The sequence below is a fragment of the Rhodococcus sp. P4_B6 genome (assembly GCF_056402215.1).
In genome coordinates this window covers 1-15,969 of record NZ_JBFUHV010000032.1, presented here as the reverse complement: position 1 = coordinate 15,969, position 15,969 = coordinate 1, and the positions used below count along the sequence as shown (strand labels likewise).

The 15,969-nt window shown below is 68.5% G+C and carries 16 protein-coding genes and 1 pseudogene; 14 read left to right on the top strand and 3 right to left on the bottom strand.

What is annotated here, in order from left to right:
* Window positions 1-6 precede the first annotated feature (6 nt).
* The 3 genes from AC1DWT_RS17740 (at window position 7) to AC1DWT_RS17730 (ending at window position 2,568) form a co-directional block, all read left to right on the top strand.
* A complete protein-coding gene (locus tag AC1DWT_RS17740; RefSeq protein ID WP_072946596.1) occupies window positions 7-837 on the top strand; it encodes a transglutaminase family protein in 831 nt (276 codons plus the stop codon).
* A 64-nt stretch (window positions 838-901) separates the two neighbouring features.
* Window positions 902-1,675, top strand: coding sequence for an aquaporin (locus AC1DWT_RS17735; protein ID WP_072946597.1), 774 nt, complete (start codon window positions 902-904; stop codon window positions 1,673-1,675).
* Between the two features lie 80 nt (window positions 1,676-1,755).
* Complete coding sequence (locus AC1DWT_RS17730) at window positions 1,756-2,568, top strand: SGNH/GDSL hydrolase family protein (protein ID WP_206015928.1); 813 nt, start codon at window positions 1,756-1,758, stop codon at window positions 2,566-2,568.
* A gap of 5 nt (window positions 2,569-2,573) precedes the next feature.
* Here AC1DWT_RS17730 and AC1DWT_RS17725 read toward each other — a convergent pair whose 3' ends face one another.
* Complete coding sequence (locus AC1DWT_RS17725; RefSeq protein ID WP_206012720.1) at window positions 2,574-3,137, bottom strand: type II toxin-antitoxin system PemK/MazF family toxin; 564 nt, start codon at window positions 3,135-3,137, stop codon at window positions 2,574-2,576.
* Window positions 3,138-3,202: 65 nt separating this feature from the next.
* Here AC1DWT_RS17725 and lepA point away from each other — a divergent pair, with 65 nt between their 5' ends.
* The 3 genes from lepA (at window position 3,203) to AC1DWT_RS17710 (ending at window position 6,673) form a co-directional block, all read left to right on the top strand.
* Window positions 3,203-5,095, top strand: coding sequence for a translation elongation factor 4 (lepA, locus tag AC1DWT_RS17720; RefSeq protein ID WP_477921573.1), 1,893 nt, complete (start codon window positions 3,203-3,205; stop codon window positions 5,093-5,095).
* Between the two features lie 50 nt (window positions 5,096-5,145).
* On the top strand, window positions 5,146-6,084 hold the full coding sequence (locus AC1DWT_RS17715) for an NAD(P)H-dependent flavin oxidoreductase (protein WP_206012719.1): 939 nt from the start codon (window positions 5,146-5,148) through the stop codon (window positions 6,082-6,084).
* A gap of 205 nt (window positions 6,085-6,289) precedes the next feature.
* A complete protein-coding gene (locus AC1DWT_RS17710; RefSeq protein WP_072946601.1) occupies window positions 6,290-6,673 on the top strand; it encodes a substrate-binding domain-containing protein in 384 nt (127 codons plus the stop codon).
* On the opposite strand, the gene AC1DWT_RS17705 is transcribed toward AC1DWT_RS17710, so the two are convergent.
* Complete coding sequence (locus AC1DWT_RS17705; protein WP_477921571.1) at window positions 6,674-8,629, bottom strand: glycoside hydrolase family 15 protein; 1,956 nt, start codon at window positions 8,627-8,629, stop codon at window positions 6,674-6,676. It lies immediately after the preceding gene.
* Window positions 8,630-8,722: 93 nt separating this feature from the next.
* Between AC1DWT_RS17705 and AC1DWT_RS17700 the strand changes: the two genes are divergently transcribed.
* The 8 genes and pseudogenes from AC1DWT_RS17700 to AC1DWT_RS17665 form a co-directional block, all read left to right on the top strand.
* The gene (locus AC1DWT_RS17700) at window positions 8,723-8,914 is read left to right on the top strand and encodes a hypothetical protein (protein ID WP_005261263.1); all 192 of its coding nucleotides are present in this window, start codon (window positions 8,723-8,725) and stop codon (window positions 8,912-8,914) included.
* Window positions 8,915-9,001: 87 nt separating this feature from the next.
* The gene (locus tag AC1DWT_RS17695; protein WP_369426194.1) at window positions 9,002-9,130 is read left to right on the top strand and encodes an Ms4533A family Cys-rich leader peptide; all 129 of its coding nucleotides are present in this window, start codon (window positions 9,002-9,004) and stop codon (window positions 9,128-9,130) included.
* 181 nt (window positions 9,131-9,311) lie between these two features.
* Window positions 9,312-10,343, top strand: coding sequence for a sulfate ABC transporter substrate-binding protein (locus AC1DWT_RS17690; protein ID WP_206012717.1), 1,032 nt, complete (start codon window positions 9,312-9,314; stop codon window positions 10,341-10,343).
* Window positions 10,344-10,350: 7 nt separating this feature from the next.
* Window positions 10,351-11,232, top strand: a complete 882-nt coding sequence (cysT, locus tag AC1DWT_RS17685) for a sulfate ABC transporter permease subunit CysT (RefSeq protein ID WP_072946604.1) — start codon at window positions 10,351-10,353, stop codon at window positions 11,230-11,232.
* Window positions 11,229-12,035 (top strand): sulfate ABC transporter permease subunit CysW, encoded by an 807-nt coding sequence (gene cysW / locus AC1DWT_RS17680; protein ID WP_206012716.1) that lies wholly within the window; start codon window positions 11,229-11,231, stop codon window positions 12,033-12,035. The genes cysT and cysW overlap by 4 nt, the downstream gene beginning before the upstream one ends.
* Window positions 12,032-13,045, top strand: a complete 1,014-nt coding sequence (locus tag AC1DWT_RS17675; RefSeq protein WP_072946606.1) for a sulfate/molybdate ABC transporter ATP-binding protein — start codon at window positions 12,032-12,034, stop codon at window positions 13,043-13,045. Before cysW ends, AC1DWT_RS17675 begins: the two co-directional genes overlap by 4 nt.
* 25 nt (window positions 13,046-13,070) lie before the next feature.
* Entirely contained in the window at window positions 13,071-14,450 is a 1,380-nt protein-coding gene (locus tag AC1DWT_RS17670; RefSeq protein WP_206012715.1) for a sulfatase family protein, read from the top strand.
* A gap of 76 nt (window positions 14,451-14,526) precedes the next feature.
* Window positions 14,527-15,555, top strand: a pseudogene (locus AC1DWT_RS17665) (Mur ligase family protein); the annotation flags it as partial.
* Between the two features lie 23 nt (window positions 15,556-15,578).
* Here AC1DWT_RS17665 and AC1DWT_RS17660 read toward each other — a convergent pair.
* Window positions 15,579-15,969: adenylyl-sulfate kinase (locus tag AC1DWT_RS17660; RefSeq protein ID WP_477921568.1), on the bottom strand; the 391-nt coding region annotated here is incomplete at its 5' end.

Genomic DNA, 15,969 nt, shown 5'->3' with positions numbered 1-15,969 from the left:
TGGCGAATGAGAGTCGTGCACACCACCGGGTATGCCTACGACGCACCGGTTACGTCCTCGTACAACGAGGCGCGGCTCACCCCGCGCGGTGACAGCAGGCAGACGGTGATCCTGAACCGGGTGGAGACGACGCCGGCGACGCGGTCGTACCGCTACACCGACTACTGGGGCACCGCCGTCACCGCGTTCGATCTGCATGCGCCGCACAAGGAACTCGAGGTCACCGGACTGTCCGTCGTCGAGACCGAACCGTTCTGGGAGCCGGAGGAGAAGGCGGACTGGGACGAACTGGCGAGCCCGCCGCTCACCGACCGGTTCAACGAGCAGCTGAGCAACACCACATTCGTGCCGCGCAGCCGCAAGCTCGACACCATCGCGCGGGACCTGCGCAAGGGGCGGACCCCCGACGAAGCCGTTGTCGCGGCGGCGGACTGGGTGCACCGGGAGATGGATTACGTCCCGGGGACGACGGGCGTCCACACCTCCGCGGTCGACGCCTGGGCCGAACGGCAGGGCGTGTGCCAGGACTACGCGCACCTGACTCTGGTTCTGTTGCGCAGCATGGGAATTCCGAGTCGCTACGTGTCCGGCTATCTGCACCCGAAACCCGATGCGGCGGTCGACGAGACGGTGGCGGGGGAGAGTCACGCATGGGTGGAGGCATGGACCGGGGCGTGGTGGGGATACGACCCGACCAACGCCGTAGCGGTGAACGAACAGCACGTGTCGGTGGGCATCGGACGGGACTACGCGGACGTTCCGCCGCTCAAGGGCATCTTCTCCGGTGGCCGGGCAACAGATCTCGAAGTCGTCGTGGAGATCACACGCCTGGCGTAAAGTGCCACCCAGATCTATCTGTGGAAAGCAGGACTAACGATCCATTTCGACGAAGGTGGGTTCAATGTCTCCAACCGCACAGGAATACGTAGAAGTCGAACCGATCTCGGATCTCAAGAAATACGTAGCTGAGGCGGTCGGTACGTTCCTACTGGTCTTCGCGGCGGTGGGTACGGCGGTCTTCGCCGGGGCCAAGGTCGGGAACCTCGGTGTGGCACTGGCATTCGGACTGACCCTGCTCTTCCTCGTCTACGCCATCGGGCCCATCTCGGGCTGCCACGTCAACCCTGCCGTCACCGTGGGGCACCTCGCGCTCGGCCGGTTGTCCGTCGCGAAGGCGGGGCTGTACGTCGTCGCCCAGGTCATCGGTGGTCTCGTCGCCGGTGTGGTGGTCTACACGATCGCGCAGAGCCTGCCGTCGTACAACAGGGCGGACGACGGTCTCGGCGCCAACGGCTGGGGCGCGCACAGCCCGTCCGCCATCAAGGGACCGCTCGGCGGGGTCATCGAGAACGGTTACGGCATCGGCGCCGCGATGATCGTCGAAATCCTCCTCACCGCGCTGCTCGTGTTCGTGGTCCTCGCGTCCACCGACCAGATCTCCGACGTCCCCCTCGCGGGCGTGTCGATCGGATTCACACTCGCCGTGATCCACCTCGTGTCGATCCCGATCGACAACACGTCCGTCAACCCGGCTCGCAGCCTCGCCGTGGCGCCCTACCAGAACGGCGCGCTCGCGCAGGTGTGGTTGTTCATCGTGTTCCCGTTGATCGGCGGCGCGGTGGGCGCGCTGGTCTACCGTTCGCTGTTCGGCCGGTACGACCGATTGCAGAGCTGAGCTCCGACCGACCCGGGCCGGGTGCCCGGGGCCTGCGGGCCGGAATTCTCGCGTGCGCGGTCGTCGCGCTCACCGGAACGATCCCCGCGACCGCGACCGCCGAGGACGCGCTACGGCCGGGACCGTCGTATGTCGCCCTCGGCGACTCCCGCGCGTCCGGACCGCTCATCGAATTCTCTGAGCACCGCGACCTGTGCCTGCGATCGCCGGACCTGAACTACCCGGCGAAGCTGGCGCGGCTGATCGGCGCCGCCACTCTCATCGACGTCACGTGCTCCGCCGCCACACCCGCCCACGTGATCAGCACCGCGCAATTCGTGGGGACGCGCTTCGCCCCGCCGCAGATCGATGCGCTGCGGGCGGACACCGACGTCGTGACGCTCAGCATCGGGGGCGGCGGATCCAACCACCTGCCGGTGTCGGTGCGCTGCGGCGCCCTCGTTCCCGGCGCCGACGCCGACTGCCGCGACGACCCGCAGGCGGAGCAGCTCACGGTCGAGGGGATCGCGAAGATGGCGCCGCAGGTCGATGCCGTGGTGGCCGCGATCGTGGCGAAGGCACCGCACGCCGAGGTCTACCTGATCGGGCACGGCGGTTCCGTCGGCCGACGCGGCTGCTGGCCGAACCTGCCCGTGTCCGACGCGGACGCGGTCTGGCTCGACCGGTACTTCGAACGGTTCAACCAGATCTACGTCGACGCCGCCGCCCGGTACGGAGTGCACTACATCGACATCGCGAAGGCCGCGGTGGACGGCGGGCACGACGCGTGCGCGCCGACGGGGCAGCGGTGGTTCGAGGGCCTCGCGCCGCAGTCACCCGCCGAACCGGTACATCCCAACGCACTCGCGATGACCGCGATCGCCGAGATGGTCGCCGAAGACCTGGGTCGGTGACCGCGTCACTGCCAGCTGAAGTCCACACGCAGACGCTGCGCGACGATCTCGAACTTGGCCCGGTCCATGACGGCGCCCTCGCGGCGGATCCCCGCCTCCGGCACGTCCAGCACCCGATCCAGCCGGATCCAGCTCGGACGGCCTTCCGCGTCCCACGACCCCGTGCCGACCGCGATCCAGTCCCGGTCGCCGTCGTGCTTGCTCTGCGAGGACAGCATCAACCCCAGCAGGGTGTCGCCGTCTCGCCCGACGACGAGCACGGGCCGGTCCTTGCCCTGACTCGCGTCCTCCTCGTACGCCACCCACGTCCAGACGATCTCGCCCGGATCCGCGCGACCGTCCAGGTCGGGGGAGTACTCCACCTTCCGTGCCCGGTGGGCGGTCGGGGCGGAGTCGGCGGTGACCGGACGGCCCGGCGCCGGCTTCGGCGCGGCGGCCGTCGACCCGGTCAGGACACCGGCCGCGCGGTCCAGCGCGCCGGACTTCTGCAGCTGCGCCAGAAGCTGCGGTCCCTTGTCCCGTGCAAGTCGGCCCAACGTCTTCCCGATGCTGCTCCACGTGCTCGCCATGGCCGCCGAGCTTAGTGCGTGTATGCCGCAGCAGCCGCAACGCGGTGGCTTGGATATCCTGACAGGTGACAGTGGCCCGGAACCGGGCCGGTGCCGGTCCAGGTAAGGGGTCCCCCATCAGCAGCTTCGCCGACAAGACGTTCACGGATCCTGCCCGGATCCGGAATTTCTGCATCATCGCGCACATCGATCACGGCAAGTCGACGCTGGCCGACCGCATGCTCCAGCTCACCGGTGTGGTCGAGGAGCGGCAGATGCGTGCCCAGTACCTCGACCGCATGGACATCGAGCGTGAGCGGGGCATCACGATCAAGGCGCAGAACGTCCGGCTCCCCTGGAAGGTGGGCGACGACGAGTACGTTATCCACCTCATCGACACTCCGGGTCACGTGGACTTCACCTACGAGGTCTCCCGCRCACTCGAGGCGTGCGAGGGTGCGGTCCTGCTGGTGGATGCCGCGCAGGGCATCGAGGCGCAGACTCTCGCCAACCTGTACCTGGCGATGGAGAAGGACCTCACCATCATCCCGGTGCTCAACAAGATCGACCTACCTGCCGCCGACCCCGACCGGTACGCCGAGGAGATCGCGCACATCACCGGATGCGAACCGGGTGACGTGCTGCGCGTGTCCGGCAAGACGGGCATGGGCGTGAAGGAACTGCTCGACGAGGTCGTGAAGCAGGTCCCCGCTCCCGTCGGCGACCCCGACGGTCCGGCGCGCGCCATGATCTTCGACTCGGTGTACGACGCGTACCGCGGAGTCGTCACGTACGTCCGTGTCGTCGACGGCCGGATCTCGCCGCGCGAGAAGATCACCATGATGTCGACGGGCACCACTCACGATCTGATCGAGGTCGGCATCATCTCGCCCGAACCGAAGGCGAGCATCGGCCTCGGCGTCGGCGAGGTGGGTTACCTCATCACCGGTGTGAAGGACGTCCGGCAGTCGCGTGTCGGCGACACGGTCACCGCCGCGCGCGGCGGTGCGACGGAACCCCTCGTGGGATACCGCGACCCTAAACCGATGGTCTACTCCGGCCTCTACCCGCTCGACGGCTCGGACTACCCGGTGCTGCGCGACGCCCTGGACAAGTTGCGTCTCAACGACGCCGCCCTGGCGTACGAGCCGGAGACGTCGGTGGCGCTCGGGTTCGGGTTCCGCTGCGGATTCCTCGGACTGCTGCACATGGAGATCACCCGCGACCGCCTCGAGCGCGAGTTCGGGCTCGAGCTGATCTCGACCTCGCCGAACGTGGTGTACCGGGTGGTGATGGAGGACGGCGCCGAGCACGTCGTCACCAACCCGTCGTACTGGCCGGAGGGCAAGATCCGCGAGGTCTACGAGCCGATGGTGAAGTGCACCGTCATCGCCCCGAGCGAGTTCATCGGCGCGATCATGGAGCTCTGCCAGAACCGGCGCGGTGAACTCGGCGGCATGGACTACCTGTCCGAGACCCGTGTCGAGTTGCGCTACGAGATGCCCATGGGCGAGATCATGTTCGACTTCTTCGACGCCCTGAAGTCGCGGACCAAGGGGTACGCCAGCCTCGACTACGAGGAGTCGGGCGAGCAGCAGGCCGATCTGGTGAAGGTGGACATCCTGCTGCAGGGTGAGGCCGTCGACGCGTTCTCGTCGATCGTGCACCGCTCCGCGGCCGGCGCGTACGGCGGGCGGATGACGTCGAAGCTGCGTGAGCTGATTCCGCGCCAGCAGTTCGAGGTGCCGATCCAGGCGGCGATCGGCTCGAAGATCATTTCGCGTGAGAACATCCGCGCGATCCGCAAGGACGTGCTCGCCAAGTGCTACGGCGGCGACATCAGCCGTAAGCGCAAGCTGCTCGAGAAGCAGAAGGAAGGCAAGAAGCGGATGAAGACCATCGGCCGGGTCGAGGTTCCGCAGGAGGCCTTCGTGGCGGCGTTGTCGTCCGAGTCCGTCGGGGACAAGCCGAAGAAGTAGACGCCCGATCCTGTTGTCCGTCGACGTCTGATCGAAAGTAGGTGCGGCACGTGGCCCTCGAAACCTGGCTGACCCGGACACTGGGAATCGAGGTGCCGATCTTCGGCGCCCCGATGGGCGGACGGGCCGGCGGGACCCTCGTCGGCGAGGTGTCGAAGGCGGGCGGGCTCGGCCTGCTCGGCGCGGCCCGCTACGCAACCCCTGAGTGGGTCGCGAAGGAGACGGCGGTCGCGCGGGGCATCGGCGGCGACGCGTTCGGAATCGGGTTGATGACCTGGGCGCTCGACGACGACGACGCTCTCCTCGGCGCCGCTCTGGCGGAGAACCCGCGGGTCGTGTCGCTGTCGTTCGGTGACCCCGCCCCGTACGTGGAGCGGATCCACGCCACCGGGGCACTGGTGGCGTCCCAGGTGAACACGATCGACGACCTGCGGGTCGTGGAGGCGGCGGGCGTCGACTTCGTGATCGCCCAGGGCGGCGAGGCGGGCGGCCACACCGGCAGGATCGGGACGCTGCCGCTGCTGCAGGAGGTCCTGGAGGCCACGACGCTGCCGGTGCTCGCCGCAGGCGGTATCGCGACCGGCCGTGGTCTCGCGGCCGTGCTTGCGTCGGGCGCGGAGGGCGCGATGATCGGAACCGCGCTGCTGGCCAGCCCCGAGACGATCGGGCCGGAGTACGCCCGCGGCAAGCTGATCGCGGCGGGCAGCGCCGACACCGTGTACACGTCGGTGTTCGACCAGGCCCGCAGCCAGCCGTGGCCGACCCGGTGGGGTGGGCGGGCCCTGAGCAACGACTTCACGTCACGCTGGCACGGCGCGGAGGCGCCCGACGCCGAACTCGCCGCCGCCTACGATCCCGCGAACCCGGACCTCGGTGTCGTGTACGCCGGGGAAGCGGCGGGTCTCGTCACGGCGGAGCGGCCGGCAGGGGCCGTGGTGCGGCAGATCGCGGCCGACGCGGAGCGATTGCTTCACCGTTACGCGGAGTAACCCGTAGGGCCCGAGCCACCGAGTATGCGGCGGCAGGACCGATGGGTGACGAGCGCGGGTTGTACCCCTGGGAATCCGGGGTCGACGGCTCGGCGGTGGAACTCGACCGCGGAAGCCTGACCCAGATGCGGAGATCATCGCGACCGCCAACGGCAGCGTCGACGGCCTCGCCGACCGGCTGCCCGCGCTGGCGGGCAAAACGGCGGTGCTGTCCCAATTCATGTTCGCCACCGGGCAACTCGTCGTCGGCGCCGACCCCGATGACGGCGCGAGTGCGGTGTTCCGCAGGTTGGGGCTGACGCTGCCGCAGGCGCTCGTGGACGAGGCGGGGGCGACCGGGGGCCGTCTCGCCCTCAGCCCCGAGCGGGTGGACGCCCTGAACGCGGATCTCGTCGTGATGCTGCCCAACGGCGGCACCCGCGACGACCTGATGGCGCTGCCGGGGTTCGACCGGTTGCCGTCCGTGCAGCAGGGTGGTCTCGCCGTCGAGGATGATGCGACGGTGGTCGGTTTCAACACCCCGTCCAGTCTTTCCCTGCAGTACTCGCTCGGCCGGATCACACCGCAACTGGAGGCGGTCGGCGCCTGATCAGACCATGTTGTGGGCGGGCTGGAATCCGCCCGCCGCGGCCTCCTCCGCGCGAATGACGTGGACCACCGCGTTGATCAGCGCCAGATGGGTGAACGCCTGCGGGAAGTTGCCGAGGTGCCGCCCCGAGTCGGGGTCGATCTCCTCCGCGTACAGCTTGAGGGGGCTCGCGAATCCGAGCAGCCGATCGCACAGGCGTTTCGCGCGGTCCAGTTCACCGATCTCTACGAGCGCCGACACGAGCCAGAACGAGCAGATCGTGAACGTGCCCTCCTTGCCGCTCAGTCCGTCGTCCGTGGTCTCCACCCGATAGCGGAGCACCAGCCCGCCCTCGGTCAGCTCGTCCGCGATGGCGAGCACGGTCGCGCGGATACGCGGATCGTCCGCGGGCAGGAACCGGAGCAGCGGTGCGAGCAGCAGCGACGCGTCGAGGCTGTCGCTGCCGTACCGCTGCGTCAGGACGCCGCGCGCATCGACGCCGTGCTCGAGGATGTCGTCTTTGATCTCGTCGGCCAGCTCGGACCATTGCTGCGCATAACTCGTCTCACCCTGCTGATCGGCGAGCTTCGCGCCGCGGTCGAGGGCCACCCAGCACATGATCTTCGACGACGTGAAGTGCTGGGGCTCGCCGCGGACCTCCCAGATCCCGCGGTCGGGGAGACGCCAATGCTTGACCGCCTCCTCGACCTGGCGTTTGAGCATCGGCCACAGGGTTTCCGGGACCCTCTCACGGGATTTCACGTGCAGGTACACCGAATCGAGGATCGTTCCCCAGATGTCGTGCTGGACCTGGTCGTAGGCGCCGTTTCCGATCCGCACCGGTCGCGCACCGTCGTAACCGGAGAGGTGGTGCAACTCCGACTCCTCCAGCGTCTGCTCCCCGCCCACGCCGTACATCACCTGCAGCGGATGATGGTTGCCGTCCTCGGCGCTCGACACGTCGTAGATGAACGAGAAGAAGTCGTTGGCCTCGCGGTCGAGTCCGAGGCTGTACAGGCCCCACAGCGCGAACGTCGAATCCCGCACCCATGCGTAGCGGTAGTCCCAGTTCCGTTCGCCGCCCGGGGTTTCCGGGAGCGATGTGGTCGACGCCGCGAGCAGGGCGCCGGTGGGGGCGTACGTCAACCCCTTCAGTGCGAGAGCGCTGCGCTGCAGGTAGCCCCGCCACTTGTGGTCGGGAAAGCGGCCGATGGTGATCCACTCGCGCCAGCACTTCGCCGTCTGCCACATCTTGTCGGCCGCCTCGTCGAATGTCTGCGGTGCGGGCATGTGAGCCCACGACAGGGCGACGAACACGTTGTCGCCGTCGACCATCCGGGTCCGGGCCCGGGCCTCCCGCCCTTCGAGTCCGATCTTCATGTTCGTCGTCAGCCGCAACGTCGGGTGGTCGCCCGGGCGGCTCGACTTACACGTGGCGGTGGCCTCTTCGTAGACCTTGCCCGTGTACTCCCAGTGCGCCGCGCCGCGGTGGTAGTCGAACGCGGGCTCGCAGCTCATCTCCAGTTCGACGGTCCCGTTGACGCATTTCACCGTCCGCAGCAGGATGTGTTCGGCGTCCCAGTCGGTGGGGGTGCGGCGGTGCGAGCGCGAGCGCTGCTCGACGTTGTGCCACGGGCCGAGCACGAGGGCGTCGCGCACGATGAGCCAGCCCGTCTCGGTCTGCCACGTCGTCTCGACGATCAGTCCCCCCGGCAGATAGCGGCGGGCGGCGGGTACGTTCTGCCCGTACGGCCCGATGCGGAAGTGGCCCGCGCTGCGGTCGAGGACGGCGCCGAAGACGCTGGGGGAGTCGGGCCRGGGAATGCACATCCACTCGACCGAGCCGTTGCGGGCGATCAGGCAGGTGGACTCGCAGTCCGACAGGAACGCGTAGTCGTCGATCGGCGGGAACGAATGGTGGTGATGGTGCGGGGCCGCATGCAGCCGGCCGTGGGAGTGCGCGTCGCTGGACACCATGTGATCATCATCGACCGCCGCCGTCCCCGTCGTCCACCTGTCTGCCGTCCACCTGTCTGCCGGTCACGAGCCGGTCGACGATAGGCTGGCCCGGTGGACCGGATGGCGAGTTGGTGGGACGGCTTCGAGCTGTGGATCGCCGGACTCCCGTTCGTTCCGCAGGTCGCCCTCGTGCTGCTGGTGATGGTGCCGGTGTGCCGGGGACTGGCGTGGCTGCTCGATCGTGGGCTGGCCGCAGTCTTCGTCCTGCTCAGGCGGGACGTCTCGAAGGTGGAGGAACCCTGATGCCGCGCTCACGCGTCACACTCGCGCTGCTCGCGCTGATCGTCCTCGTCGTCGTCGCCTGGCTGCTCACCCGGTAAATCCTGTTCGATGTGGGACGTTGGTTCAGGCTCTGCTACATTTCACGGCGTGTCTGAAGCCGCTGTACACCAGGTCCGCCATGAATTGGCGTTGATCGCTGTCGGCATGCTCGCAGTCGCCGACATCGACTGTTGTTGATTTCTCCTCGCACACAGAAATGCGCGCGGATGACACCGCGCACGCTCGACCGGTTTCGCGCTGCTGATTTTCGTTCGCATTCCTGATTCCGTTCGGGCGGTCTTTGCGTTACTCCTCTCGCACCACCTCCCACGTTTTACGCAACACCCCTCTGTGACAGATCCCCAGGAAGGTTTCTCCCATGAAACGCCGTTCTCGTAGTCTTCTCACGGCCCTCGTGACGCTCGGAGCTGTGGCGCTGACCGCGTGCAGCGGCGGCGCCAGCGACACCGCCGGCGGCGACTCGGCCGGTGCCGACGGCAGCGCGGGCACCATCAACCTGTACGCGTACGCCGTGCCGAAGCCGGGCTTCGACAAGCTGATCCCCGCGTTCAACGCCACCGACGAGGGCAAGGGCGTGGCGTTCCAGCCGTCCTACGGTGCCTCCGGTGACCAGTCCCGCAAGGTCAAGGACGGCGCCGAGGCCGACTTCGTCAACTTCTCCGTCGAACCCGACATCACCCGCCTCGTCGACGCCGGCCTGGTGGACAAGAGCTGGAACCAGGACGCCTACAACGGAATTCCGTTCGGTTCGGTCGTCACCATCGTCGTGCGCGAGGGCAACCCGAAGAACATCCACGACTGGGACGACCTGCTGCGTCCCGACGTCGAGGTCGTGACCCCCAACCCGTTCAGCTCCGGATCCGCGAAGTGGAACCTGCTCGCGCCGTACGCCGCGAAGAGCAACGGTGGCCAGGACCCGGCCGCCGGTCTCGACTACATCACCGCACTGGTGAACGACCACGTGAAGATTCAGCCGAAGTCGGGCCGTGAGGCGTCGGAGGCATTCCTGCAGGGCACCGGCGACGTGCTGCTCAGCTACGAGAACGAGGCGCTGTTCATCGAGGGCAACAGTGACCCCGTCGAGCACGTGACCCCGCCGACCACGTTCAAGATCGAGAACCCGGTCGCGGTGCTGTCGAACAGCAAGAACCTGGAGAAGGCCAACGCGTTCAAGGACTTCCTCTACACCACCGAGGGCCAGAAGCTGTGGGCCGAGGCCGGATTCCGTCCGGTCGATCCCGCGGTCGCCACGGAGTTCACCGACAAGTTCCCGGCGCCGGCCAAGCTGTGGACCATCGCCGATCTCGGCGGCTGGGCCAAGGTCGACTCCGAGGTGTTCGCCAAGGACACCGGGTCCATCGCAGTGATCTACGACAACGCAACCAAGTAAGACCGACGTGAGCGACACATCGACGACGACGGGCGGACGCGGCATCACGGTGCCGCCTCCGCCCGTTCCGCCTGCGCGTAAGAAGGTCGCCCGGGTCACCGGTGCCGTGGGACCGCTCGGCATCGGCATCGCGACCCTGTGGCTGAGCGTCATCGTGGTCCTGCCCCTCGCGGCGCTCACCGTGGCCTCGTTCGGCGACGGGATCGCTGGCTTCGTCGACGCGATCACCTCGCCGGTGGCGGTGGCGTCCCTGCGGGTCACGGTCGTGGTGTCCGTGGTGGTGGCCGTGATCAACGTGATCATGGGCACGCTCATCGCGTGGGTTCTCGTGCGCGACGAATTCCCCGGCAAGCGGGTCGTGAACGCGCTGATCGACCTGCCGTTCGCGTTGCCGACCATCGTGGCCAGCATCGTGCTGTTGTCGCTGTACGGCCCGGAGAGCCCGATCGGCGTCCACCTCAACGCCACGCAGCCCGGCCTGATCGTGGCGCTGGCGTTCGTGACGTTGCCGTTCGTCGTCCGCTCGGTGCAGCCGGTGCTGATCGAGGTCGACAAGGAAGTCGAGGAGGCCGCGGCTTCCCTCGGCGCCGACAACGTGACGATCTTCCGCAAGGTGGTGGTGCCGACCCTGACTCCGGCGATCATCAGCGGCGCGGGGCTCGCGTTCGCCCGCGCGATCGGCGAGTATGGTTCCGTCGTCCTGATCGGCGGAAACATTCCCCGAGAGACTCAGGTCGCATCCCAGTACATTCAACAGCAGATCGAAATCGACAGGCCGGCCGCCGCGGCGGCCGTGTCGGTGGCTCTCCTGGCCATCGCATTCGTGACGCTGTTCGCCCTCCGGGTCTTCGCCAGCCGGGGGCAGCGTCGTGAGGAGCAGGCGGAATGAAGCTCTCTGGGTCCACCCGGATCACCCTGCGCACGGTCGCGCTGCTCTACCTGTTCGGCCTGCTGGTGGTGCCCATCGTCATCATCCTGTTCCGCACGTTCGAGAACGGGATCGGCGCCTTCGTCGATTCGATCAGCACACCCGCCGCGATCTCCGCGCTCAATCTGTCCCTGCTGATCGTGGCTATCGTCGTCCCGGTGAACGTGGTGTTCGGAATCGTCACGGCCCTCGCGCTGGTGCGGGGCCGGTTCCCGGGCCGCGGTCTGGTACAGGCGGTGGTCGACCTCCCGTTCGCCGTCTCACCCATCGTGGTCGGTGTGTCGCTGATTCTGCTGTGGGGCGCCAACGGCTGGTTCGGCGGGCTCGAATCGCTGGGGTTCAAGGTGATCTTCGGGCTCCCCGGGATGGTCATCGCCACCCTGTTCGTGACGTTGCCGTTCGTCGTGCGGGAGGTGGAGCCCGTCCTGCACGAGATCGGCGAGGAACAGGAACAGGCCGCCGCGACGCTCGGCGCGAGCCGCTGGCAGACGTTCTGGCTGATCACCCTGCCTGCCATCCGCTGGGGTCTGACCTACGGCGTGGTCCTAACGGTTGCCCGTTCGCTGGGCGAATTCGGCGCCGTGATCATGGTGTCCTCGGGCTTCCCCGGGGTGTCCCAGACCCTGACCCTGCTCGTGCATTCGCGCTACATCGACGACCACAACACGTTCGGTGCGTACTCCGCAGCCACCCTGCTGATGGGCATCGCGCTGATCACCCTGCTTCTGATGACTCTGCTCGACCGCAAGAGGAGCACCACATGATTACCGTGACCGGCGCCCGGAAGAACTACGGGTCCTTTGCTGCTCTCGACGATGTCTCCATCGACATCCCCTCGGGTTCGCTGACGGCGCTTCTCGGGCCCAGCGGGTCGGGCAAGTCGACGCTGCTCCGCTCCATCGCCGGGCTCGAGGCCCTCGACTCCGGCACCGTCGTGATCGGCGGGAACGACGTCACCGACATCTCCCCGCAGAAGCGGGACATCGGCTTCGTGTTCCAGCACTACGCGGCGTTCAAGCACATGACGGTGCGCGACAACGTCGCGTTCGGTCTGAAGATCCGCAAACGGCCGAAGCCGGAGATCGACAAGAAGGTCAACGAGCTTCTCGAGATCGTCGGCCTCGACGGCTTCCAGCACCGCTACCCGGCGCAGTTGTCCGGCGGTCAGCGTCAGCGGATGGCGCTCGCGCGGGCACTGGCGGTGGATCCGAAGGTGCTGCTCCTCGACGAGCCGTTCGGTGCGCTCGACGCGAAGGTCCGCACGGACCTGCGCACCTGGCTGCGCCGGCTGCACGACGAGGTGCACGTGACGACGGTGCTGGTCACCCATGACCAGGAGGAGGCGCTCGACGTCGCCGACCGGATCGCGGTCCTCAACAAGGGCCGGATCGAGCAGATCGGGGAGCCGGCGGACCTCTACGACCGCCCCCGCAACGACTTCGTGATGTCGTTCCTCGGGTCCGTGGCCAAACTCAACGGGCAGTTGGTCCGGCCGCACGACATCCGCCTCGGCCGCGACCCCGACCTGGCCCTCGCGCAGCAGGCGGGGACGGCCGAATCGCTCGGGGTCACGCGGGCCACGGTGGAGCGCGTGGTTCACCTCGGATTCGAGGTGCGGGTGGATCTGCGCAACGAGGCCACCGGCGAACCCTTCTCCGCCCAGGTCACCCGCGGCGACAGTGCGGCACTCGGCCTGCGCGAGGGCGAGACCGTCTACGCGCGGGCGACACGGGCACCCGAACTCCCGGAGGCCGAAGTTCCGGTCTCCCTGTAACTCCCCGCCGATGTAGGAGGCGACTGTGGCGACCCCGGTGAATCCCGTCCGTGACAACGTTCTGATCGTGCACTGGCACGATCTGGGCCGTCACCTCGGGTGTTACGGTGCGTCCGGGGTGCGCAGCCCGAACCTCGACCGGCTGGCCGCGGAGGGCGTGCTGCTGACCGACGCGCATGCGGCGGCGCCCCTGTGCTCGCCCTCGCGCGGCGCCCTGTTCTCGGGCCGGTACCCGCACAGCAACGGACTGATCGGACTCGCGCACCACGGCTGGCAGTACCACGACGACGTCCGCACGCTGCCGTCCCTGCTGGCGGAGGCGGGCTGGTACACGGCCCTGTTCGGGATGCAGCACGAGACCGCCTATCCCAAGCGGCTCGGCTTCCACGAGTACGACGTGTCGAACTCGTACTGCGAGTACGTCACCGATCGGGCGTCGCGGTGGCTGGCGCGGTTCCCTCCGCACCCGTTCCTGCTGACCGCAGGCTTCTTCGAGACGCACCGACCGTACCCGGTCGACAGGTACGCACCCGCAGATCCCGAGGGTTTCGACGTGCCCCCGTATCTGCCCGACCGTCCGGAGGTCCGTGAGGACCTGGCCGGATTCCACGGGTCGATCGAGGTGGCGGACGCCGCGGTCGGCAGGCTGCTGCAGACCCTGGAGGACGAGGGGCTGGACGACAGCACGTGGGTCGTGTTCCTCACCGACCACGGCGAGGCGTTCCCCGGTGCGAAATCGACGCTGTATGCGCCGGGCACCGGTATCGCGACGATCATCCGCCCACCGCGGAGGCTGCGGGCGGCCCCACGCGTCTACGACGACCTGTTCAGCGGGGTGGATCTGGTTCCCACCCTCCTCGAACTGCTGGGTGTCCCGGTCCCCGCGGCCGTGGAGGGCGTCTCCCACGCCGAGCAGTTGCTGGGCCGGTCGGAGGAGGCGGCGCGCGACGTCCTGTTCACGGAGAAGACGTTCCACGACAGCTTCGACCCCATCCGCGCGGTACGCAGCAAGCGGTTCAGCTACATCGAGAACTACGCGCCGCGGCCCAGGCTCGACCTGCCCCTCGACATCGAGAACAGCCTGTCCGGTGCGGTGCTGGGCACCGAGCATCTCCTGCCGCGTCCGAGCCGGGAACTCTACGACCTGCTCGCCGATCCCGGCGAGCGCGACAATCTCGCCGACACCGACGACTTCGCCGGGACGCAGGCCGAGTTGGCGCTCGAACTCGCCACGTGGCGACGGGCGACGGGCGACTCGATCCCGAGCGAGGAGGAGGGAACGGCCTACGCCCGGAAGGCGATGGAGGAGTACCTCGCCACGCTCGGCCGGGTGCCGGACGTGCGGTCGGCCTACAGCGAGGAACGCGGAATCCTGGACGAACCCCGGAGCGGCGTGGAGACGTAGCGGCGAGGTAGGGCGCCGCGGACGGATGATCGCGGTTCCGTCTTCGCGGCCTGCACACCAGTGATGGACTGGGAGGGTGAGCGTCGACTACCCGCGGTTCACCCCACCGAGGCCGCTGACCGACGTGCTGCGCCGCCTCGGCCGGTCGGCGACCCTCTGCGGGCCGGGCGACGCCGCGGTGACGGGGATCAACCAGGATTCGCGTCTCGTCCGGGCCGGGGACGTGTACGCGGCGCTGCCGGGCCGCCACCGTCACGGGATCGAGTTCGTGGCCGATGCCGCGTCGCGCGGTGCGGTCGCGATGCTCAGCGACCGGAAGTCGGACGTCCTGCCGACGATCGTGGTGGACGATCCGCGCCGGGTTCTCGGTCCGCTGGCGTCGTGGGTGTACGGCGATCCGTCCGAGGCGCTCGACGTCTACGGGGTGACCGGGACGAACGGGAAGACCAGCACCGTGTACCTCCTGGAAGCGGGACTGCGCGCGGCCGGGGCCGCCGCCGGAATGATGACGGGAATCGCGGTCCGGGGACCCGGCGGTTCACGGGCCGCGACCCGGACGACACCCGAGGCGTGCGAACTCCAGCAGACGCTCGCCGCGTTCGCCGAACAGCGGATCGGGGCGGTCGCGATGGAGGTGTCGAGCCACGGTCTCGCTCTGCACCGGATCGACGGGACGTCTTTCCGGGTGGGGGTGTTCACCAATCTCGCCCGCGACCATCTGGACTTCCACCCCGACATGGACGCGTACTTCGCGGCAAAGGCCCGATTGTTCGAACCGGGGCACTGCGCCGCGGCAGCGATCGGCGTTGACGACGAGTTCGGGCGCCGCCTCGCTGCCACCGTCACCGTGCCCCGCGTGACGTTCTCGTCGAGGACGCCGGCGGCCGACTTCTACGCCTCCGCCGTGCACGCCGACGAGGGCGGCACGTCGTTCACGCTCCGCGGCGCCGGGGACCGGAAACCGGTGCGGCTCCGGCTACTCGGAGTGCATCAGGTGGACAACGCACTCGCCGCGATCGCCGCCCTCGCCGCTCGCGGCGTGGACCTCGACGCGGCGGTCGCCGGGATCGAGACCCTCGACACCGTGCCCGGACGGCTGGAGGCGGCACTCCGCCGGCTCGTCGCACGCTAGGCCGACAGTGTCTCGTGCCGGGCGAGTTCGGCGAGAATCCGGGCGACGAGGTCGTCGAGATCGGCGCCGGTGGTGTCGAACGCGAGATCCGGGGTCTCAGGGGCCTCGTACGGTGCGTCGATCCCGGTGAGGCCTCGGAGTTCGCCTGCCCGCGCCCGGGCGTAGAGCCCCTTGGGATCGCGCCGTTCGCATTCGTCGACCGGGGTGCTCACGTGGATCTCGAGAAACGGCAGGCCCGCGGCCTCGTTGAGCGCCCGGGCAATCGCCCGGTCCGATCGGAGCGGCGAGACCATCGACGCGATGGCGACCACCCCGGCGTCCGCGAACAACCGGGTGAGGTGGCCGACGCGGCGGATGTTCTCGGCCCGGTCACCGGGTGAGAAACCC

Bases quoted from the DNA above. Each gene is read 5' to 3' on its own strand.
- AC1DWT_RS17725 (WP_206012720.1), bottom strand. From the start codon at position 3,137: ATGGCGAGCACGTGGAGCAGCATCGGGAAGACGTTGGGCCGACTTGCA.
- AC1DWT_RS17675 (WP_072946606.1), top strand. From the start codon at position 12,032: ATGATTACCGTGACCGGCGCCCGGAAGAACTACGGGTCCTTTGCTGCT.
- AC1DWT_RS17735 (WP_072946597.1), top strand. From the start codon at position 902: ATGTCTCCAACCGCACAGGAATACGTAGAAGTCGAACCGATCTCGGAT.
- cysW (WP_206012716.1), top strand. From the start codon at position 11,229: ATGAAGCTCTCTGGGTCCACCCGGATCACCCTGCGCACGGTCGCGCTG.
- AC1DWT_RS17695 (WP_369426194.1), top strand. From the start codon at position 9,002: ATGTGGGACGTTGGTTCAGGCTCTGCTACATTTCACGGCGTGTCTGAA.
- AC1DWT_RS17690 (WP_206012717.1), top strand. From the start codon at position 9,312: ATGAAACGCCGTTCTCGTAGTCTTCTCACGGCCCTCGTGACGCTCGGA.
- AC1DWT_RS17740 (WP_072946596.1), top strand. From the start codon at position 7: ATGAGAGTCGTGCACACCACCGGGTATGCCTACGACGCACCGGTTACG.